Genomic DNA, 19208 nt, shown 5'->3' with positions numbered 1-19208 from the left:
TGGGGCGCGAAGCGGCCCCTGTTTTGGGTCTGCTGCGCAGCCCAGCGGGAGCAAGCTCCCTCGCCACAGAGGGGCTGGAATGGCGCGCTTTTCTATCTCATATGCACCTGGGTCCTCTTATGCGCATCAAAGTCCATTGCCAGAATCGCATCGGCATCCTGCGGGACATCCTCAATCTGCTGGTGGAATACGGCATCAACGTCGCCCGGGGCGAGGTCGGAGGCGAGCACGGCAATGCGATCTACCTGCACTGTCCGAACCTGATCAACATCCAGTTCCAGGCGTTGCGTCCGAAGTTCGAAGGGATCGCCGGGGTATTCGGCGTCAAGCGGGTAGGGCTGATGCCCAGCGAGCGTCGGCACATGGAGCTCAACGCCTTGCTCGGCGCCCTCGAGTTTCCGGTGCTGTCCATCGACATGGGCGGCTCTATTGTCGCGGCCAACCGGGCGGCGGCGCAGTTGCTCGGAGTGCGGGTCGACGAAGTGCCCGGCATCCCGCTGTCCCGCTACGCCGAGGACTTCGACTTGCCGGAGCTGGTGCGCGCCAACCAGTCGCGTATCAACGGGCTGCGGGTCAAGGTCAAGGGCGATGTGTTCCTGGCGGACATCGCCCCGCTGCAGTCGGAGCACGACGACAGCGAAGCCATGGCCGGCGCGGTGCTGACCCTGCACCGCGCCGACCGGGTGGGCGAGCGTATCTACAATGTGCGCAAGCAGGAGCTGCGCGGCTTCGACAGCATTTTCCAGAGTTCGAAAGTGATGGCGGCTGTGGTTCGCGAGGCGCGGCGCATGGCCCCGCTGGACGCGCCGCTGTTGATAGAAGGCGAAACCGGTACCGGCAAGGAACTGCTGGCCCGCGCCTGTCACCTGGCCAGTCCGCGCGGGCAGTCACCGCTGATGGCGCTCAACTGCGCCGGGCTGCCGGAGTCCATGGCCGAGACCGAGTTGTTCGGCTACGGCCCCGGTGCCTTTGAAGGCGCCCGGGCCGAAGGCAAGCTCGGCCTGTTGGAGCTGACTGCGGGAGGCACGCTGTTCCTCGACGGCGTTGGGGAGATGAGCCCGCGGCTGCAAGTGAAGCTGCTGCGCTTTTTGCAGGACGGATGTTTTCGTCGCGTCGGCAGTGACGAAGAGGTCTACCTGGATGTCCGGGTGATCTGCGCGACCCAGGTCGACTTGTCCGAACTCTGCGCCCGAGGGGAATTCCGTCAGGATCTGTACCACCGATTGAACGTGCTTTCGTTGCACATCCCACCGCTGCGCGAATGCCTCGATGGGCTGGAGCCATTGGTGGAACATTTTCTCGACCAGGCCAGCCGCCAGATTGGCTGTCCGCTGCCGAGGCTTGCCCCGGCGGCGATGGACCGCCTCAGCCATTACCATTGGCCGGGCAACGTCCGGCAGTTGGAAAACGTGCTGTTCCAGGCCGTTTCCCTGTGCGACGGCGCAAAGGTCAAGGCCGAGCACATCCGCCTGCCGGACTACGGCGTGCGCCAACCCCTTGGCGACTTTTCCCTGGAGGGCGGGCTTGACGAGATCGTCGGGCGTTTCGAGAAAGCGGTGCTGGAGCGCTTGTACTCCGAACATCCGAGCAGTCGCCAGCTGGGCAAGCGGTTGGGGGTTTCCCATACGACCATTGCCAATAAGTTGCGTGAGTATGAGGTGGGCAAGACCGAGCCTTAGCGGGGGGTTTTTCCCTGGTATGGGATTTGCTAGATCGTGGCTGTCCCCCCCGCTTATTCAGAGTAGGTGGCGACTTTTTGACAGGGCTAAGGCCCGGTTTCGGCTGCGTACGTGAGGCTCAGAATGCAAAAAAAAATAGCTGTGGTGCAGTCGAATTACATCCCTTGGAAGGGCTATTTCGATCTGATCCGCAGCGTCGATGCGTTCGTCCTGTTTGATGATGTCCAGTACACCCGGAGGGACTGGCGCAACCGCAACAAGATCAAGACCGCCCAGGGGGAGCATTGGCTGAGTATTCCGGTCAAGAACAAGGGCCGTCTCGAACAATTGATCAACGAAGTCCAGGTGACCAGCCCGGATTGGGCCGCTGCGCACTGGAAGACCATTGAGCGGAGTTATCGGCGCGCACCGTGCTTCGCTCAGATGGAGGCGCCGATTCGTGCGCTCTACGAGCAGGCTGCCAACCTCACCGATCTGACTCGCATCAACCATTTGTTCATCGCCGGCTTGTGCCCCCTGCTGAGCATCCATACGCCGCTCCACCGTTCCGAAGAACTGGGGCGCGTAGAGGGCAAGAACGAACGCCTGATCCATCTCTGCCAGGCCCTCGGGGCCAACGAATACCTCTCTGGACCCGCAGCCAGTCACTACCTCGACGAAGCGGCGTTCGCCGCCAAGGGGATCGCGGTGTCGTACATGAGCTATGCCGGCTATCCCGAGTATCCGCAGCTATACGGCGAGTTCCAGCATGCGCTCAGCGTTATCGATTTGTTGTTCAATACCGGCGCGGATGCATCGGCTTTTCTGGAGAAAGGGGCTGTCTGAGCGGGCCTTGCCAGTGACACCCTTTTTGACTTGATTCTGGAGATTTCACCCGATGTCGAACCTTGCGCAGCTGGACGCTCATTCGCTCGAACAGGCGTTGGCGCGTCTACGGCTGATGTATGCCAAACCCGAGCATCCCTACTACATCCTGGCGCCTGGTTACCGTGAATCCTCGTCGGGCGTCGTCTCGCTGCACTACCTCTGTCATATGCTCAACCTCAGTGGCCGTGAGGCCTACATCTGCAGCACCGAAGTGGTCAATCCAGATCTCAAGACGCCCTTGATCAGTTCTGCGATCAAGCAGCGCCATAGGGCGGCGGGCAAGGTGCCGATCGCGGTTTATCCCGAGGTATTCCCCGGCAATCCACTCAACTGTCCGGTCGTGGCGCGTTTTCTCCTGAATTTCGAGGGGTTCCTCACGAGGAAAGGCATGGACGCCGCGCCCACCGATTTGTTTTTCTATTACGCCGCCCGGCTCGCTGAGCACCGTGGCGACCCTGACGGTGACCTGTTGTGCCTGCCGGCGATCGATATCGAAATGTTCTCGACGGTGGGCGCCGGCACTGTACGTAAGGGCAGCTATCTCTACCAGAACCGTCACCCCTTGGGTCAGATCGACTACTCGCTACTGCCAGCGGATGTCCGCCTGCTGAGCATGGCCAACCCCTTGGCCCTGCCTGAGCTGGCTGAGCTGCTGCGCAATGCCGAGGTGATGTACAGCTACGAGTGGTCGATGACCTGCGTCATGGCCGTGCTGTGCGGATGTCCGGTGATATTCATTCCAGGACATGGCGTCGACCAGCCACTGCTCGATAACAGTTTTTTCGGCAGCGTCGGTTTTGCCATGCTCGACCAGCCGGACCCGTTGGAACATGCCCGGGCAAGCCTCGGCGACGCCTTGCCCCGTTATGTTGAGCGCACGGCGGCTTTCTGGCAGCAGCTGGACGTGTTTATTGCAAAAACCCAGGCGAATGCCGCGCGTGAGGCGGTCGGCAACCGTCTGGGTGTGCTCGATTGGTTGCGCCAACGCTACCCGCTGGCACAACCATTGCGTCTGATCAATGAGCGCTTGGCTAGCGCGGCGGCGCCGAGTTTCACTGTCCTGGTCCGCGACGACGGCAATCCGTTGGCGCTGGCGCACACCCTGGACAGCCTGGATCGACAGTTATACCAGCGCATCCATGTATGTGTGATGGGTGACGCTGACCCGGGGCGAGCCAATGTTCAATGGTTGGCGTGTGACCCGAAGCAACCTGCGGCAGCGATCAATGGCCTGGTCGAGGGCACCCAGACCGACTGGTTCCTGCTGGTCGAGGCGGGGGAGGAGTTTATTGCTGCGGGGTTGCTGATGACGGCCCTGAATCTGCTCGATGCGCCAGACAGTTGCCTGGCGGTATACGCCGACGAGGCGCTGCGGGTGGGAGGGGTGGCGAATCTTTCGTTGCGGCCTGACCTGAACCTGGATTTGCTCTTGGCGTTTCCGACCAGTCATTCCCGTCACTGGATGTACCGTCGGGAGGCGCTGGAGCGCTTGAGCGGTTTTGATAATGGCTGCGGTGGCGCCTTCGAGTTGGCCTACCAACTGCGCCTGATCGGCGAGCAAGGGATGGCGAGCATTGGTCATGTCAGCGAGCCCCTGCTGATCGCCAACGAAGTTCGGCAGTCGGAATGTGCTGATGAGCGCTCGGTCATTGACGCGCACCTGCACGGACGTGGCTATGGTCAGGCGCGAGCGATTGCCCTTGAAAAGGAGCCGGGCCGCTATCGTATCGACTATGGTCACGAGCGACTGGCCTCGGTCAGTATTCTGATTTACCTCGAAGGACAGTTGACCAATTTCCAGCGTTGCCTGGAAAGCCTGCTGATGCGGACAGACGCCGTGGACTTCGAGGTCTTGCTGATCGAGCCGGGCAACGATGAACCCGCATTGCTGGAGTGGCTGGGGCTGGTCGAGCAGATGGGCGAAGGTCGTTTCCAGGTGTTGCGTTTCACGCCGGGGCAGTCGCGCGCAGCGATGTGCAATGCGGCGGCGCAGGAGGCACGCGGTGAATATCTGCTCTGGCTCGACGCGCAAACCGCTGTGCTTGAGCCGGGTTGGCTGCACGCGTTGCTCAATCACGCCCAGCGCCCGGAAGTCGGTGCCGTGGGCGGCAAGTTGCAGGATAGTCAGGGCCGGATACGCCAGGCGAGCCTCGTGTTGGGGTTGGGCGGGGTCGTCGGTCGGGCCTTTGAGGGCTTGTCAGCCCAGGTATCGGAGGGCATGGGCCGGTCTGGGCTTGAGCAAAACTGCTCCGCAGTGGGCAGTGAATGCCTGATGCTGCGTCGGGCGCTGTTCCTTGAGGCCGATGGCTTCGATACCGATCCACTGCTGGCCCCCTGGACCCATGTCGACCTGTGCCTGAAGCTGCAGCAGGCGGGTTACCTGAACGTCTGGACCCCTTACGCACGTCTGTTGATGGACGTTGTGTCAGATTCCCAGGCAACTAGCGAGCAGGAGGATGCCTTCTACGCGCGTTGGTTGCCGCAATTGGCTCGCGACCCTGCCTACAACTCCAACTTTTCGCTGCGCGTCGGCGAGGGATTTGTCCGGGAAAACACCGACCTGTGCTGGTATCCACTGCAAGGCAGTGTGCCGAGGGTGTTGGTCTGTGTCACTGAACAGCAGGCGGGGGCTTATTCGCGTCTGGTTCAGCCATTCAGTACCTTGCTGGAAGCAGGTCAGGTCGAAGGCGCAGCTGTTTCGAGTTTGCTGTCGCCGGTGGAAATTGCGCGCCTGGCGCCAACCACCGTGGTATTGCAGCGCCCTCTGGATGACGCCGGGCTACTGGCTCTGAGCCGCCTTAGAGCGTTTTCCAAGGCGTTCACGGTCTACGACCTGGACGGTTATTTGCCGCAGATGGAGTTGAAGGGCGATTACGGTGTCGATGAGCTGCTGGAGCGCCTGCGGTTCGGGATGATGCAGGCCGATCGGGTGCTGGTCCCCACGCCGACGCTGGCCGAACTGTTGCAAGGTCAGCACGACGACATCCGCGTGCTGGAAACCCTGCTGCCGGCCGCCTGGGGGCGTGTGCAAAGCAAGCGGCGTATCGGGCCAAAACCGCGGCTGGGCTGGCTGGGCGGCAAGGATGCTCAACTGCTGGCCGACGTGCTGCCCGCGTTCGCTGGCGAAGTAGACTGGGTGGTGCTGGGCGACTGTCCCGCGGCACTTCAGCCTTTTCTGAAGGAGCTGCACCCAGCTGTCGCGCAGCAGCAATTGGCCGGGGCCATGGCAGCCTTGAATCTGGATCTTGCACTGGTACCCATGGCTGAAACCCTGGGCAATGCCTGCTCCGGTGATCTGCGTGTCCTGCAACATGCCGCGTGCGGCCATCCGGTCATTTGCAGCCGGGTGCCGGGTTTTGTCGGCGGTGAGGTATTGCCGCTGTCACGGGTAAATAACGAGGCGCAAGACTGGATCCGGACGATTCGCTTGCACCTGGAAGACCGTGAAGCTTCCGCGACGCTGGGGGACACCTTGCAGTCGACGGTGCGGGCGCAGTGGCTGCTCGAAGGCGAGCGCCTGGACGCCTGGCGGCGGGCGTGGTTGGCCGATTGATCCCTACTTATTATGACCTTGGTCGCTCAGCGGAGAACATGTGACATGAGCAACGATCTCGATACCTTCGTCGCTGCCTATAGCGACAGCTTTGGCTATGCATATGACAACAACATCATGCTCAACTGGTATCCCCAGCGCATCATGGCGCTCTGCACCCAGGCGCAAAGCCTCCTGGAGCTTGGTGTTGGCCATGGTTTCAGCACCCATCGCTTCTCGCAGTTCTTTGGCGAACACACGGTCATCGATGGTTCCGCATCGGTGATTGCCCAGTTCAAGGCTCGATACCCGGATAATGCGGCCGAGATCGTTGAAAGTTATTTTGAGACATTCGACACCGACAAGCGTTTCGATCTCATCGTGATGGGTTTTATTCTTGAGCATGTCGAGGATCCACAGACCGTACTGCAACGGTTCAAGCGTTTTCTCGCCCCCGGTGGTCGTTGCTTCGTGGCGGTTCCCAACGGCGAGTCCCTGCATCGGCGATTCGGTCATGCTGCCGGGCTGCTTGACGACATGGCGGCGCTGGGCGGCGCGGATCTTGAGCTGGGTCATGTACGCAGCTACTCGCTACAGACCCTGACCGCGGAACTTGAAAACGCCGGGCTCCAGGTGGTGCGCAAAGAAGGCATATTTCTCAAACCCTTTACCACCGGGCAATTGAAAACGCTGAACTTGAGTCCGGACATCATCCAGGCCATGTGTACCGTGGGCGTCGATTATCCAGAACTGTGCTGTGCAATGATGCTGGAAGCGACAGTCGCGCCGTCATGAAGAGCCTGGTCATAGGGAGTACTTCAGTCATCGGTAAGGCGGTCGCCCGGGCGTTGTCGAGCTATGGCCCAGTCAAATTGGCGGGACGCCGGGACGCCGATGTTGCCTTTGACTTGAATAGCCCGCAACCCAGCGCCTGCGACGAGCGCTTCGACGTGGTCGTGCTGGCCGCGGCCGATTTCGGCGGCGGCCAGCCAGATGATCTGATTCGCGCCGAACAGGTCAACAGTGTCGGTGCATTGGCTGCCTGTCGCCTGGCCGAACAATGCGGGGCGCGGCATTTCATTCTGCTGTCGTCGCGTTGGGCCAGCCATCAGGCGGCGGATCCCTACTTCGGCATCTACTCGCTGTCCAAGCGCCATGCCGAAGAAGTGGCGAGCCTGTATTGCCAAGAGCGCGGCATGGCGTTGAGCGTCCTGCGCATCAGTCAGGTCTACGACAGCGGGGAGCAGTGCAGGACTCACCAACCGCTGTTATACGTCATCGCCGACAAGGCGCAGGCGGGGCAGGCTGTCGAGCTCTATGGCAGCAACGACCCCCGGCGCAACTACCTTCATCTGAGTGACCTTGCCGAGGTCTGCGCGCGGCTGGCGGAACAGGGCATCACTGGCTTGTACAACTGCGGCCATCCCGAATCTCCTCGTCTATCCGAGATTGCCCAGGCCGCCTTCGAGGCGTTTGGCAAACCGTCGGACGTCCGCTTCCTGCCGGAAAAAAACGATATTCCCGATCTGCCTTCCTTTGACTGTGGGCATGACTTGTACGAACAAATAGGTTTCACCCCGCGAATAGATATTCGCCGGGGTTTTGAGCTGATGCGAGCGCACCGGGAGAACCTGTCATGAAGACCGTCATGGTGACGGGTGTTGGCGCCATCATGGGTTACGGCCTGCTCAAGTCGCTGCGTGCGGCGGACCCTTCTGTTCACCTGGTCGGCACCGATATCTACGACGATGCCGTCGGTCGCGGTTGGTGCGATGCATTCGTGCAGGCTCCTTTGACCGCTGACGCGTGCTACAGCCAGTGGCTGGGCGATGCGCTGGCCAGGCACGAGGTTGACCTACTGATTCCCGGCATCGAACAGGATGTCCATTGGCTGTCGGACAACCGAGCGTTGTTGGCGACATTTGATTGCCAGGTCGCGCTCAACAACCCGCAATTGATCGAACTTTCCAGGGACAAATGGGCGATGGACCAGGCGCTGGTGGCGCTGGGGGATGCCAGTCGTATTCCCAGCCTGCTGACGGGGGATTTCCACGCGCTCAAGGCGGCCTTGGGCCTGCCGTTCCTGCTCAAGCCGCGGCGAAGCTATGCCTCCAAAGGGCTGGTCTGGGTTCGCGAGGAGCGCGACTTTACGCCTCACGCGGCCCTGCTCGGTGACTACCTCATGGCCCAACCCATCATTGGCAGCGCGGCCGATGAATTCACCGTGGCGGCGTTCGGCGATGGGCGCGGCGGCACGGGGCCGATCATCGCCTTTCAGCGCAAGCTGGCGTCGGACGGGGCCACCGCCAAGGCTTGGGTGTATCAGGATGATTCGCTGGATGAAACAGTTGCCAGGTTGTGCCGCGCCTTCAAGCCGGTGGGGCCGACCAACTTGCAATTCCGTCGTGGCAGCGATGGCTCCTGGAGCCTGCTGGAGATCAATCCGCGAATATCCTCGACCAGTTCAATGCGTCGCGCATTCGGCTACAACGAGGCGGCCATGTGCCTGGATTTTTACCTTGATGGCAAGACACCGGCCCAGCCCACCATTCGCAGTGGTTTCGCTGTTCGTTATATAGAGGATTTCATTGTCTATGATCGGCATCATTTCTGACGTACATGGCAATTACAGCGCCCTTCGAACAGTGCTTGCCAAGTTGGATGAGCTGGGTGTGTCGCGGATTATCTGCCTGGGTGATACGGCCGGTTATTACAGTCAAGTCAATGAGTGCTGCGAAGCCCTGCGTGAGCGAAACATCTTCTCCGTGATGGGTAATCATGATTGGTACCTGGCCAGGAATGAGCGCTGCCCCCGTTCCAATAGCGCCAATGCCTGCCTGGACTATCAGCGGGGCATCATCACCTCGCAGAACCTGGCCTGGTTGGGGTCCCTCCCGGAGCGCTCCACAGAGGATGGACTGAGCATCGTCCACGGTGGCTGGAACGATCCGCTGGACGAGTACCTGCGCCCCTCGCAGGCGTACTTTGCGCCGTTGCCCGGCCAATATTTCGCATCGGGTCATACCCATGTCCAGCACCTGTGGAGCGGCGAGGACAAGGCCTACTGCAATCCCGGTTCAGTCGGCCAGCCACGTGACGGTGATCCCCGGGCAGCTTTCGCCACTTGGGATGGCGAAGCCTTCAACCTGCACCGGGTTGAATACCATATTAATGAAACCCAGCAGGCCATGAAGAGCGCCGGATTCACCCCGTACTTCTATGAAAATCTTGATATCGGCAGTCAGATAGGTGGGCGGATCAGTACGGTTTGAGGTTTGTGCCGTGCGCCACTATTTACGATGCCCACCCAGGGAAGTTTGCAATGAGCAACGAAACGATATTCTTCAACCGCCCGTACATGACCGGCAAAGAGCTGGACTACATTGCCCAGGCCAAATTCGGCAACATGCTCGCCGGTGATGGCCCATTCACCAAGCGTTGTCACCGTTGGTTGGAGTCGCACACGGGTTGCAACACGGCATTGCTCACCCACTCATGTACGGCTGCGCTGGAAATGGCGGCGTTGCTGCTGGACATCCAGCCTGGCGACGAAGTCATCTTGCCTTCCTATACCTTCGTCTCCACGGCCAATGCCTTTGTGTTGCGTGGCGCAGTGCCGGTCTTCGTTGATATTCGTCCTGATACCCTGAACCTCGACGAGCGCCTGATCGAGACGGCGATCACATCACGGACCAAGGCTATCGTGCCCGTCCATTACGCCGGTGTGGCCTGCGAGATGGACACTATCCTGGCTATTGCGCATAAGCATGGGCTGGCGGTGGTTGAAGACGCCGCGCAAGGTGTGATGTCAACCTACAAGAGTCGAGCCTTGGGCAGTATCGGAAACCTTGGGGCATTCAGCTTTCACGAAACCAAGAACGTGATCTCGGGAGAGGGTGGGGCGTTGCTGGTCAATGATCCTGCAATGGCATTGCAAGCCGAGATCATCCGCGAAAAAGGTACCGATCGCAGTCGATTCTTCAGGGGCGAGGTAGATAAATACACCTGGCAAGAGGTGGGTTCCTCGTTCCTGCCCGGAGAGATGACGGCTGCCTTCCTCTGGGCCCAGTTGGAAGAGGCGCAAGCCATCACCAATCGCCGCCTGGCGATCTGGGACCACTACCATGCCGCTTTGGCGGGGCTCGAACAGCAAGGGTTGCTGCGTCGTCCGATCGTTCCTGAACATTGCCAGCATAATGCGCATATGTATTACGTACTCCTCGCCCCTGGCGTGGAGCGCCAGATGGTCCTTGAGACGCTCAAGAGCCACGCGATCTATGCGGTGTTCCATTACGTGCCGCTGCATTCATCGCCCGGTGGGGCGCGTTATGGGCGGGTGCATGGCTCGATGGAAATTACCGATGGTTATTCCGAGCGGCTGTTGCGTTTGCCGATGTGGCTCGGTTTGAGCAACGAGCAGCAGGACCGGGTAGTGGATGTACTCGGCAATGCTTTGGCTGCGCTTGCCACTTAGCGGCATGACACCGCCGGTTTTTCGACTTCGGCACCCTTCAACAATGTCTACTGAAACCCCAGAGCCCTTGGTTTCAAGGGGCTGGGCCCGCCAGAAAAAAGTTGGTCTGCTAATTGCTTAAGGCTCTGCAACACAGCAGTGGACGGCAAACGTCCGGCATGCAGAGGAACGACAGTGGACAAGTACCTTTATGTGGCAATGACCGGCGCCAGCCAGAACGCACTGGCGCAGCGGGCCCATGCCAACAACCTGGCGAACATCTCCACCAACGGTTTTCAGAAAGACCTGGAGCAGGCACGTTCGATGCCGGTGTTCGGCGACAGCTTTCCGGCGCGGGCGTTTGCCATGTCCGAACGGCCTGCCACCGATTTCACCCCGGGTGCGCTGATTGAAACCGGCCGTGAACTGGACGTGGCGGTCAGCGGGCCGGGCTGGATGGCCGTGCAGAACCCCGACGGTGGCGAAAGCTACGTGCGCACCGGCAGCCTCAACGTCGACGCCCTTGGCGTGCTGCGCGCCGGCAACGGCATGCCGGTGATGGGCAACGGCGGTCCGATTGCCGTGCCGCCAGAGCAGAAAATCGAAATCGGCCAGGACGGCACCATCAGCATCCGCGCCATGGGCGAAGGCCCACGGGTAATGGCTGAGGTGGACCGCATCAAGCTGGTCAACCCGGACCTCAAGACCATGACCAAAGGCCTGGACGGCTCGATCCGTTCCAAGGACGGCCAGCCGGCGCCCATCGATGGCAACGTGCAGCTGGTGTCGGGCTTCCAGGAGGCGAGCAACGTCAATGCCGTGGATGAGATGACTTCGGTGCTGGCCCTGGCCAAGCAGTTCGAGCTTCACGTCAAGATGATGACCACCGCCAAAGAAGGCGATGAGGCCATGGCTCGGGTCTTGCAGATCTAATCATTAATTACAGCGCTGCGCCGAAAAACAGGCGTATGAGGAGAATCGAATGCTTCCGGCTCTTTGGGTTGCCAAAACAGGTCTGTCCGCCCAGGACACCAACCTTTCCACTATTTCCAACAACCTGGCGAACGTTTCGACCACGGGTTTCAAACGTGATCGCGCCGAGTTCCAGGACCTGCTCTACCAGGTAAAACGCCAGCCAGGCGCCCAGTCGACCCAGGACAGCGAATTGCCGTCGGGCCTGCAAGTGGGTACCGGGGTGCGCATTGTCGGCACCCAGAAAAATTTCAACGCCGGTAGCCTGCAAACCACCGAGCAGCCGCTGGACATGGCCATCGACGGTCGCGGTTTCTTCCAGATCCTGCAGCCGGACGGCACCACGTCCTACACCCGTGACGGTACCTTCCACCTCGACTCCAACGGCCAGATCGTCAACGCCAGCGGTTTCGCCCTGGAGCCGGCCATCGTCATCCCGAACGATGCGCAGACATTCACCGTGGGCCGTGACGGCACCGTGTCCATCACCATCGCGGGCAATCCGGCTGCGCAGGTGATCGGTAACCTGCAGACCGCTGACTTCATCAACCCGGCCGGCCTGCAGGCGGTGGGTAACAACCTGTTCCTGGAAACCGCTGCCAGTGGCGCGCCGCAAGTCGGCACCCCGGGCTTGAACGGCTTCGGTACCACGCTGCAGAACACCCTGGAAACCTCCAACGTGAGCACCGTCGAGGAAATGGTCAACATGATCACTACTCAGCGTGCCTACGAGATGAACTCCAAGGTGATCTCCACCGCCGACCAGATGCTCTCGTTCGTCACGCAGAATCTGTAATCCCGTCGCGAAATCCGTCATCACGTAGACAGGGCGGCCCCAGGGTCGCCTGCAACACCAAGAGGTAGGGTCATGAATCGCTTTGTATCTGTTCTGGCATTGAGTGGGGTTACCGCGCTGGCGGGCTGTGTCGCGCCAACGCCCAAGCCCAATGACCCGTATTACGCTCCGGTGTTGCCGCGTACGCCGTTGCCGGCTGCCGCCAACAATGGCTCGATCTACCAGGCTGGCTTCGAGCAGAACCTGTACAGCGATCGCAAGGCCTTCCGGGTCGGTGACATCATCACCATCACCCTGAACGAGCGGACCCAGGCCAGCAAGAACGCCAACTCGCAGATCGACAAGACCAGCGAGACCAGCGTCGGCCTGACCTCGCTGTTCGGCTCCAGCCTGACCACCAACAATCCCATCGGTGGCGGCGACCTGAGCCTCAATGCCGGCTACGGTTCCGACCGATCGAGCAGTGGCGACAGCCAGTCCGGCCAGAGCAACAGCCTGACCGGTTCGATCACCGTGACCGTCGCCGATGTGCTGCCCAACGGCATCATCGCCGTGCGCGGCGAGAAGTGGCTGACGCTCAACACCGGTGACGAACTGGTGCGCATCGCCGGCATGGTTCGCGCCGATGACATCTCCACCGACAACACTGTTCCGTCGACCCGCGTGGCCGATGCGCGCATCACCTATTCGGGCACTGGTGCCTTTGCCGATGCGAGTCAGCCAGGTTGGTTCGACCGTTTCTTCCTCAGCCCGAAGTTCCCTTTCTAGGTGATCAAGTTGAATCTTAAACAGCTGTTGATCGGTGCCCTGGTGATGTCGGCAGCCTTCACCGCTCAAGCCGAGCGCCTGAAGGACATCGCCAGCATTTCCGGCGTGCGTTCCAACCAGTTGATCGGCTACGGCCTGGTCGTGGGCCTGAACGGTACCGGTGACCAGACCACCCAGACTCCGTTCACCCTGCAGACCTTCAACAACATGCTGTCGCAGTTCGGCATCAAGGTGCCGGCCGGCTCCGGCAACGTGCAGTTGAAGAACGTCGCGGCGGTGTCGATCAGTGCCGACCTGCCGCCGTTCGCCAAGCCCGGCCAGCAAGTGGATATCACCGTCTCGTCCATCGGTAACTCCAAGAGCCTGCGTGGCGGCACCTTGCTGCTGACCCCGCTCAAGGGTATCGACGGCAACGTCTACGCCATCGCCCAGGGCAACCTGGTGGTGGGCGGGTTCGATGCCGAGGGTCGCGACGGTTCGAAGATCACCGTCAACGTTCCGTCGGCGGGCCGTATTCCCGGCGGTGCGTCGGTTGAACGTGCCGTGCCGAGCGGCTTCAACCAGGGCAACAGCCTGACCTTGAACCTCAACCGTTCCGACTTCACCACGGCCAAGCGCATCGTCGACAAGATCAACGACATGCTCGGCCCAGGCGTGGCCCAGGCCATCGACGGTGGCTCGATTCGCGTCACCGCGCCACTGGACCCGAGCCAGCGCGTCGACTACCTGTCGATCCTCGAAAACCTCGAGGTCGATCCGGGCCAGGCGGTGGCGAAAGTCATCATCAATTCGCGTACCGGCACCATCGTGATCGGCCAGAACGTCAAGGTCTCGCCGGCCGCCGTGACCCACGGCAGCCTGACCGTGACCATCACCGAAGACCCGATCGTCAGCCAGCCGGGGCCGTTGTCCAACGGCCAGACCGCCGTGGTTCCGCGCTCGCGGGTCAATGCCGAACAGGAAGCCAAGCCGATGTTCAAGTTCGGCCCGGGCACCACCCTGGATGAGATCGTCCGGGCGGTGAACCAGGTCGGCGCGGCGCCGGGCGACTTGATGGCCATTCTTGAAGCCTTGAAGCAGGCCGGCGCGTTGCAAGCCGACCTGATCGTGATTTAAGGAAAGCGGTCATGGTGGATATGCGCAAAGGCGCCTTGATCAGCGGGGATTCGGGGTCCTACTCGGACCTCAACCGCCTGAACCAGCTCAAGGTCGGCGACAAGAACAGCGAAGGCAACCTGCGCAAGGTGGCGCAGGAATTCGAGTCGCTGTTTCTCGGCGAAATGCTCAAGTCCATGCGTTCGGCCACCGAGGCCCTGGGCAAGGATAATCCGATGAATACTGCCGAAGCCAAGCAGTATCAGGAAATGTACGACCAGCAGCTGGCCGTTTCGATGTCGCGCGAGGGTGGCGGTATCGGCCTGGCCGACGTGCTGCTGCGCCAGATGTCGAAGAACAAACCGACGGCGCCAGGCGAGGCGGCGACGTTGTCCGCCGCCAAGCAGCAAGAGGCGCTGGACAAGGTGACCAAGCCGGTTGTAACGCCGGTGGCCGCCGGAACGCTGCCCACCGACGGGCCTTTGTCGCGCACCAACGGTCAGCGCCCGCTGTGGGCTTCGCGGGCCGTGAGCACACCGCAAGGTGCAGGCGAGGGCGTGCACCGCAACGATATGGAATTGCTCAACCAGCGTCGCCTGGCGCTGCCGCCGAAATTGGCCGACCGCCTGCTCGCCGGGCTGGTGCCTGCTGCTGCGGCCTCGACCGAGGCGCCCGCTCAGAACATCCTGCCTGACCGCGCCGTTGCCGCCGTCAAGCCGGCCACCGGCGAATTGGCCAATGGCGACTGGCTGGCCGCGCTCAAGGCTGCCGAGCCCAAAGGTGACATGCAGGTTTACGGCCGCGCCGTGGCCCAGCCACCGCTGGCACCGGCGCGCAAGGCCTTCCGCGATGCCGATGAATTCGTCGACGCCATGCTGCCAATGGCCAAGGAAGCGGCGGACCGTATCGGCGTCGACCCACGTTACCTGGTGGCCCAGGCCGCGCTGGAAACCGGCTGGGGTAAATCGGTGATGCGCCAGCCCGATGGCAGCAGCAGCCACAACCTGTTCGGCATCAAGGCCAGCAAGAACTGGACGGGCGATTCGGCGCGCGCCATCACCAGCGAATTCCGCAATGGCGAGATGGTCAAGGAGACGGCCGAATTCCGTTCCTACGCCTCGTACCGCGACAGTTTTCATGACCTGGTCAATCTGCTGCAAAGCAACAGCCGCTATCAAGCTGTGCTGAAGTCGGCCGATAACCCGGAACAGTTTGTACGCGAGTTGCAGAAGGCCGGTTACGCCACCGACCCGAACTACGCCAACAAGATTTCGAACATAGCCCGGCAGATGACGAGTTACCAGAACTACGCCTCGGCTGGTGCCACCACGACTTTATAAGGTCTGAACCATGAGTTTGCTCAATATCGGGATGTCGGGTCTGTCCGCAAGCCAGACCGCACTGGTGACCACGGGTAACAACATCGCCAACGTCGATACCGCTGGGTATTCGCGTCAGCAGACCGTGCAGACCACCAAGGCGTCGAACCAGTACGGCAACGTGTTCATCGGCTCCGGCACGACCTTGGCTGACGTGCGCCGGGTCTATAACTCGTACCTTGAAGCACAACTGAAGACCACCACCTCGCTGAACAGCGATGCGGCGGCCTATCAGGGGCAGATCACCCCACTCGATTCGCTGCTGTCGGACAGCGGCACCGGCCTCAATGGCGCACTGACCAAGTTCTTCGCCTCGGTGCAGAACGTCAACGCCAAGCCAGGCGACGATGCCTCCCGCCAGTTGCTGCTCAGCGATGCCCAGGCCCTGAGCAACCGCTTCAACTCGGTTGCCAGCCAGCTGACCGCGCAGAGCGAGAACATCAACGGCAACCTGTCGAACATGGTCGAGCAGGTCAATAACCTGGCGGCTACCGTTGCACAGTTGAACAAGAAAATCGCCGAGGTTTCCAACGCCGGCGGCGCCCCCAACGACCTGCTCGACGCCCGTAGCGAGACCATTCGCCAGCTCTCGACCTTCACCGGCACGCAGGTCGTCGAGAACGGCAGTAGCCTGGACATCTACCTGGGTTCCGGCCAGCCACTGGTGATGGGCAATATCACCAATAAACTCGAAGCAGTACCGGACAAGAACGATCCAGGCCGCATGGGGATCCAGCTCAACAGCGGTTCCAGTTCCATGGACCTGACGTCGGTGCTCACTGGCGGCGAGATCGGTGGCTTGATGCGCTACCGCAGTACCGTGCTCGACCCGGCCATGAACGAGCTGGGGCGCGTGGCCCTGGTGGTCGCCGACCAGATGAACAGCATCCAGGCATCGGGCATCGACATGAACGGGGCCTTTGGCTCCAACCTGTTCAGCAACATCAACAGCGCCGCGCAGATCAGCCAGCGCAGCGTTGCCTCGTTGAACAACAGCGCGGGCTCCGGCAACTTCAACATCGCCATCACAGACTCCGGCAAGCTGACCACCAACGACTATAAGGTGACGTTCACCAGCGGCACGGACTACACCGTCCAGCGCCTGCCCGACGGCACCTCGATGGGCGCGTTCAACACCGCGACCACGCCGCCGCCGGTGATCGACGGTTTTTCCATGACCTTTGCCAACGGCACTGCGGCCGTCGGCGACTCGTTCAAGCTCACCCCGACCCGCAACGCGGCGACCAACATCAAGACCGAGATGACCGACTCCAAGCGGCTGGCGATTGCCGCGCCGTTGGGCGCCGCCATCACGCCGGGCGGCAGCGGCACGCTGACCATTCCGGCCAGCGGCCAGCCAACCATGACGACGAAGCTGGACATCTACGATGCGGCCACCACCAGCATCATCCAGAACGGCATCAAGAATTCCATGCCAGTCAAAGTGGTGTTCGGGGCGACTTCGGCCGGTGGCACCAGCCAGGCCTACCGGCTGCTCGATGCCCAGGGCGGCTTGATCAGCAGCGGCACGATCACGCCCGGCCAGAACAACACCCTAAGCCTGAGCGTTCCGCTCAAGGACGCCACAGGCGCGCCGATCTTCGACTCGTCCGTACCTCCGGTGCAGCGTACCGTCACGTTCGACATGTCGATTGCCGGCGCGCCATCCGATGGTTCAGGTATCAACATCAGCCTCAGCCAGCCCGGCAGCCTGGACAACCGTAACGGTACGATCCTGGCCGGCTTGCAGACCGCCAAGACCGTCGACACCGGCTCCAGTAGCAAGGGTATTTCCCTGAACGATGCCTACGGCAAACTGGTGGAAGGCGTCGGCGCCAAGGCCGCCCAAGGCAAGCTCGACAGCGCCGCCACGGGTGCAATCCTGAACAACGCCAAGACCGCCCGCGACTCGCTGTCGGGCGTGGACCTGGATGAAGAAACCGGCAACCTGGTCAAGTTCCAGCAGTACTACACCGCGTCTTCGCAGATCATCAAGGCGGCGCAACAAATCTTCAGCACACTGATCAACAGTCTTTAAGGAGCCGTAGCCCATGCGCATTTCTACTTCTCAGTTCTACGAAAGCACGGCTGCGAACTATCAGAAAAACTTCGCCAAGGTGGTCAAGAGCAGCGAGGAAGCCAGCAGTCTCGTGCGGGTGAACACCGCCGCTGATGATCCGGTGGGGGCTTCGCGCCTGCTGCAGTTAGGCAACCAGGCGTCGATGCTTTCTCAATACGAAGCCAACGTCACCACCATCAAGGCGACCCTGGGCACGACCGAAGCGGTCATGACCAGCATTGGCAACGTGTTGCAGCGCGCCAAGGAATTGGCCGTGAGTGCCGGTAACGCCGCCTACACCGACGCAGACCGTAAAGCAGTGGCGTCGGAGTTGGGTTCGATCGAGGATCAGTTGCTGAGCCTGATGAACACCAAGGACGAAAACGGCAAATATATCTTCGCCGGTTCCAAGGGCGATGTCGTACCGTTTACCCGCAACGACGACGGCACCTACAGCTACAACGGCGACCAGGTGACCCTGGACCTGCCGATCGGCGACACCATGACCATGGCCACCAACAGCACCGGCTGGGAAGTGTTCCAGCAAGCCGTCAACACCAGCCGCACCCAGGTCACCATGACCGCGCCGGCGGTGGATGATGGGCGCGTGGTGCTGACCAACGGCCAAGTCTCGTCCAGCGTCAGTTACAACAGCCAGTTCCGCAGTGGCGAGCCGTACACGGTGGAATTCGTCAGCGGCACCCAGTTGAAAATCACCGACTCGGGCGGCAACGATGTGACGGCCGAAGCCAGCAAGGGCGGGACTATTGATCCCAACAGCCAGGCCGGCCAGACCGTGAGCTTTCGCGGCGTCGACTTGACCTTGAACGTCAACCTTCATGCGGGTGATGTTGCCGGCACGATCTTGCCCGGCCATACCTTCACTCTGGCCGCCAAACCTGATTCGTTCACACCGGCTCGCAGCCCTGGCAACACCACCGCGACCCAAATCACGGGCAGCGCAATTACCGATCCGGCGGCCTACCACGCCAGCTTCCCGACGAGCTCGGCGGTACTGAAGTTTACCAGTGCCACGGACTTCGACCTGTACGCCGCGCCACTGACCGCGGACAGCAAACCCGTCTCCAGCGGTACCCTTGCAGGCAACGTCGCCACCGCATCGGGTGTGAGTTTCACACTCAATGGCGCGCCGGCGGCCAACGATCAGTTCAGCATCGCGGTCAATACCCACGAGACGCAGAACATCCTGGACACCGTCAACCAGTTGCGCACTGCTTTGAATACGCCGGCCAATGGCGACAACATCGCCATCCAGAAACTGAATGCGTCACTGGCTTCGGCGATCGGTAACCTGGCCAGTGGTACCGACCACTTGACCAGTGCACTGAGTTCAGTCGGTGGTCGCGGCCAGTCGCTCGATACCCAAAGCGATACCAATCAGAGCTTTGTCCTGGCCAACTCGCAGACCCAGTCGGCGATTCGTGATTCCGACCCGGCCGAAGTGATGACGCGCCTGACTTTGCAGCAGACTATGCTTCAAGCGTCGCAGTTGGCGTTCAGCAAGATCGCTCAATTGGGCCTGTTCAACAAAGTGTGATCCAGGGCAGGGACCGTGACGCTATAAGCGGTCCCTGACCCGTTCCTAAT

15 protein-coding genes are annotated in these 19208 nt (G+C 61.2%); all 15 read left to right on the top strand.

Annotation, left to right across the window (positions count from 1 at the left end; translation table 11 throughout):
* Positions 1-119: 119 nt before the first annotated feature.
* Positions 120-1679 carry a sigma-54-dependent transcriptional regulator gene (locus tag J3P91_RS19735; protein WP_434601483.1) on the top strand — a complete coding sequence of 520 codons (1560 nt, stop codon included), beginning with the start codon at positions 120-122 and terminating at the stop codon, positions 1677-1679.
* Between the two features lie 123 nt (positions 1680-1802).
* Positions 1803-2504 (top strand): WbqC family protein, encoded by a 702-nt coding sequence (locus J3P91_RS19730; RefSeq protein ID WP_434601482.1) that lies wholly within the window; start codon positions 1803-1805, stop codon positions 2502-2504.
* Between the two features lie 52 nt (positions 2505-2556).
* A complete protein-coding gene (locus J3P91_RS19725) occupies positions 2557-6099 on the top strand; it encodes a glycosyltransferase (protein ID WP_434601481.1) in 3543 nt (1180 codons plus the stop codon).
* 45 nt (positions 6100-6144) lie between these two features.
* Positions 6145-6873 carry a class I SAM-dependent methyltransferase gene (locus J3P91_RS19720; protein ID WP_434601480.1) on the top strand — a complete coding sequence of 243 codons (729 nt, stop codon included), beginning with the start codon at positions 6145-6147 and terminating at the stop codon, positions 6871-6873.
* The gene (locus J3P91_RS19715) at positions 6870-7718 is read left to right on the top strand and encodes an NAD-dependent epimerase/dehydratase family protein (RefSeq protein ID WP_434601479.1); all 849 of its coding nucleotides are present in this window, start codon (positions 6870-6872) and stop codon (positions 7716-7718) included. Before J3P91_RS19720 ends, J3P91_RS19715 begins: the two co-directional genes overlap by 4 nt.
* Positions 7715-8692: an ATP-grasp domain-containing protein gene (locus J3P91_RS19710; protein WP_434601478.1), complete on the top strand. Its 978-nt coding sequence runs from the start codon at positions 7715-7717 to the stop codon at positions 8690-8692. Before J3P91_RS19715 ends, J3P91_RS19710 begins: the two co-directional genes overlap by 4 nt.
* The gene (locus tag J3P91_RS19705; protein ID WP_434601477.1) at positions 8673-9350 is read left to right on the top strand and encodes a metallophosphoesterase family protein; all 678 of its coding nucleotides are present in this window, start codon (positions 8673-8675) and stop codon (positions 9348-9350) included. The genes J3P91_RS19710 and J3P91_RS19705 overlap by 20 nt, the downstream gene beginning before the upstream one ends.
* A 50-nt stretch (positions 9351-9400) precedes the next feature.
* Positions 9401-10552, top strand: coding sequence for a dTDP-4-amino-4,6-dideoxygalactose transaminase (rffA, locus tag J3P91_RS19700; protein WP_434601476.1), 1152 nt, complete (start codon positions 9401-9403; stop codon positions 10550-10552).
* A gap of 174 nt (positions 10553-10726) precedes the next feature.
* On the top strand, positions 10727-11464 hold the full coding sequence (locus J3P91_RS19695) for a flagellar basal body rod protein FlgF (protein WP_305499560.1): 738 nt from the start codon (positions 10727-10729) through the stop codon (positions 11462-11464).
* Between the two features lie 49 nt (positions 11465-11513).
* Complete coding sequence (gene flgG, locus J3P91_RS19690) at positions 11514-12299, top strand: flagellar basal-body rod protein FlgG (protein ID WP_434572605.1); 786 nt, start codon at positions 11514-11516, stop codon at positions 12297-12299.
* A gap of 72 nt (positions 12300-12371) precedes the next feature.
* Positions 12372-13067: a flagellar basal body L-ring protein FlgH gene (flgH, locus tag J3P91_RS19685; RefSeq protein ID WP_434601475.1), complete on the top strand. Its 696-nt coding sequence runs from the start codon at positions 12372-12374 to the stop codon at positions 13065-13067.
* Between the two features lie 45 nt (positions 13068-13112).
* Complete coding sequence (locus J3P91_RS19680) at positions 13113-14183, top strand: flagellar basal body P-ring protein FlgI (RefSeq protein WP_434574135.1); 1071 nt, start codon at positions 13113-13115, stop codon at positions 14181-14183.
* Positions 14184-14194: 11 nt separating this feature from the next.
* Positions 14195-15502, top strand: a complete 1308-nt coding sequence (flgJ, locus tag J3P91_RS19675) for a flagellar assembly peptidoglycan hydrolase FlgJ (protein ID WP_434601474.1) — start codon at positions 14195-14197, stop codon at positions 15500-15502.
* A 10-nt stretch (positions 15503-15512) separates the two neighbouring features.
* Positions 15513-17579 (top strand): flagellar hook-associated protein FlgK, encoded by a 2067-nt coding sequence (gene flgK / locus J3P91_RS19670; protein ID WP_434601473.1) that lies wholly within the window; start codon positions 15513-15515, stop codon positions 17577-17579.
* A gap of 13 nt (positions 17580-17592) precedes the next feature.
* Positions 17593-19158: a flagellar hook-associated protein 3 gene (locus J3P91_RS19665; protein WP_434601472.1), complete on the top strand. Its 1566-nt coding sequence runs from the start codon at positions 17593-17595 to the stop codon at positions 19156-19158.
* Positions 19159-19208 lie beyond the last annotated feature (50 nt).

Origin of the sequence: Pseudomonas sp. Z4-7 (assembly GCF_051131965.1) — a bacterium.
Lineage (GTDB): Bacteria > Pseudomonadota > Gammaproteobacteria > Pseudomonadales > Pseudomonadaceae > Aquipseudomonas.
The sequence above is the reverse complement of the archived record's forward strand: the minus strand, read 5'-3'. Positions and strand labels throughout refer to the sequence as shown.

Coding starts and splice junctions, on each gene's coding strand:
- J3P91_RS19665 (WP_434601472.1), top strand. CDS start 17,593: ATGCGCATTTCTACTTCTCAGTTCTACGAAAGCACGGCTGCGAACTAT.
- J3P91_RS19680 (WP_434574135.1), top strand. CDS start 13,113: ATGTCGGCAGCCTTCACCGCTCAAGCCGAGCGCCTGAAGGACATCGCC.
- J3P91_RS19720 (WP_434601480.1), top strand. CDS start 6,145: ATGAGCAACGATCTCGATACCTTCGTCGCTGCCTATAGCGACAGCTTT.
- J3P91_RS19710 (WP_434601478.1), top strand. CDS start 7,715: ATGAAGACCGTCATGGTGACGGGTGTTGGCGCCATCATGGGTTACGGC.
- J3P91_RS19715 (WP_434601479.1), top strand. CDS start 6,870: ATGAAGAGCCTGGTCATAGGGAGTACTTCAGTCATCGGTAAGGCGGTC.
- J3P91_RS19735 (WP_434601483.1), top strand. CDS start 120: ATGCGCATCAAAGTCCATTGCCAGAATCGCATCGGCATCCTGCGGGAC.
- J3P91_RS19705 (WP_434601477.1), top strand. CDS start 8,673: ATGATCGGCATCATTTCTGACGTACATGGCAATTACAGCGCCCTTCGA.
- flgG (WP_434572605.1), top strand. CDS start 11,514: ATGCTTCCGGCTCTTTGGGTTGCCAAAACAGGTCTGTCCGCCCAGGAC.
- J3P91_RS19725 (WP_434601481.1), top strand. CDS start 2,557: ATGTCGAACCTTGCGCAGCTGGACGCTCATTCGCTCGAACAGGCGTTG.
- flgJ (WP_434601474.1), top strand. CDS start 14,195: ATGGTGGATATGCGCAAAGGCGCCTTGATCAGCGGGGATTCGGGGTCC.
- flgK (WP_434601473.1), top strand. CDS start 15,513: ATGAGTTTGCTCAATATCGGGATGTCGGGTCTGTCCGCAAGCCAGACC.
- J3P91_RS19730 (WP_434601482.1), top strand. CDS start 1,803: ATGCAAAAAAAAATAGCTGTGGTGCAGTCGAATTACATCCCTTGGAAG.
- rffA (WP_434601476.1), top strand. CDS start 9,401: ATGAGCAACGAAACGATATTCTTCAACCGCCCGTACATGACCGGCAAA.
- flgH (WP_434601475.1), top strand. CDS start 12,372: ATGAATCGCTTTGTATCTGTTCTGGCATTGAGTGGGGTTACCGCGCTG.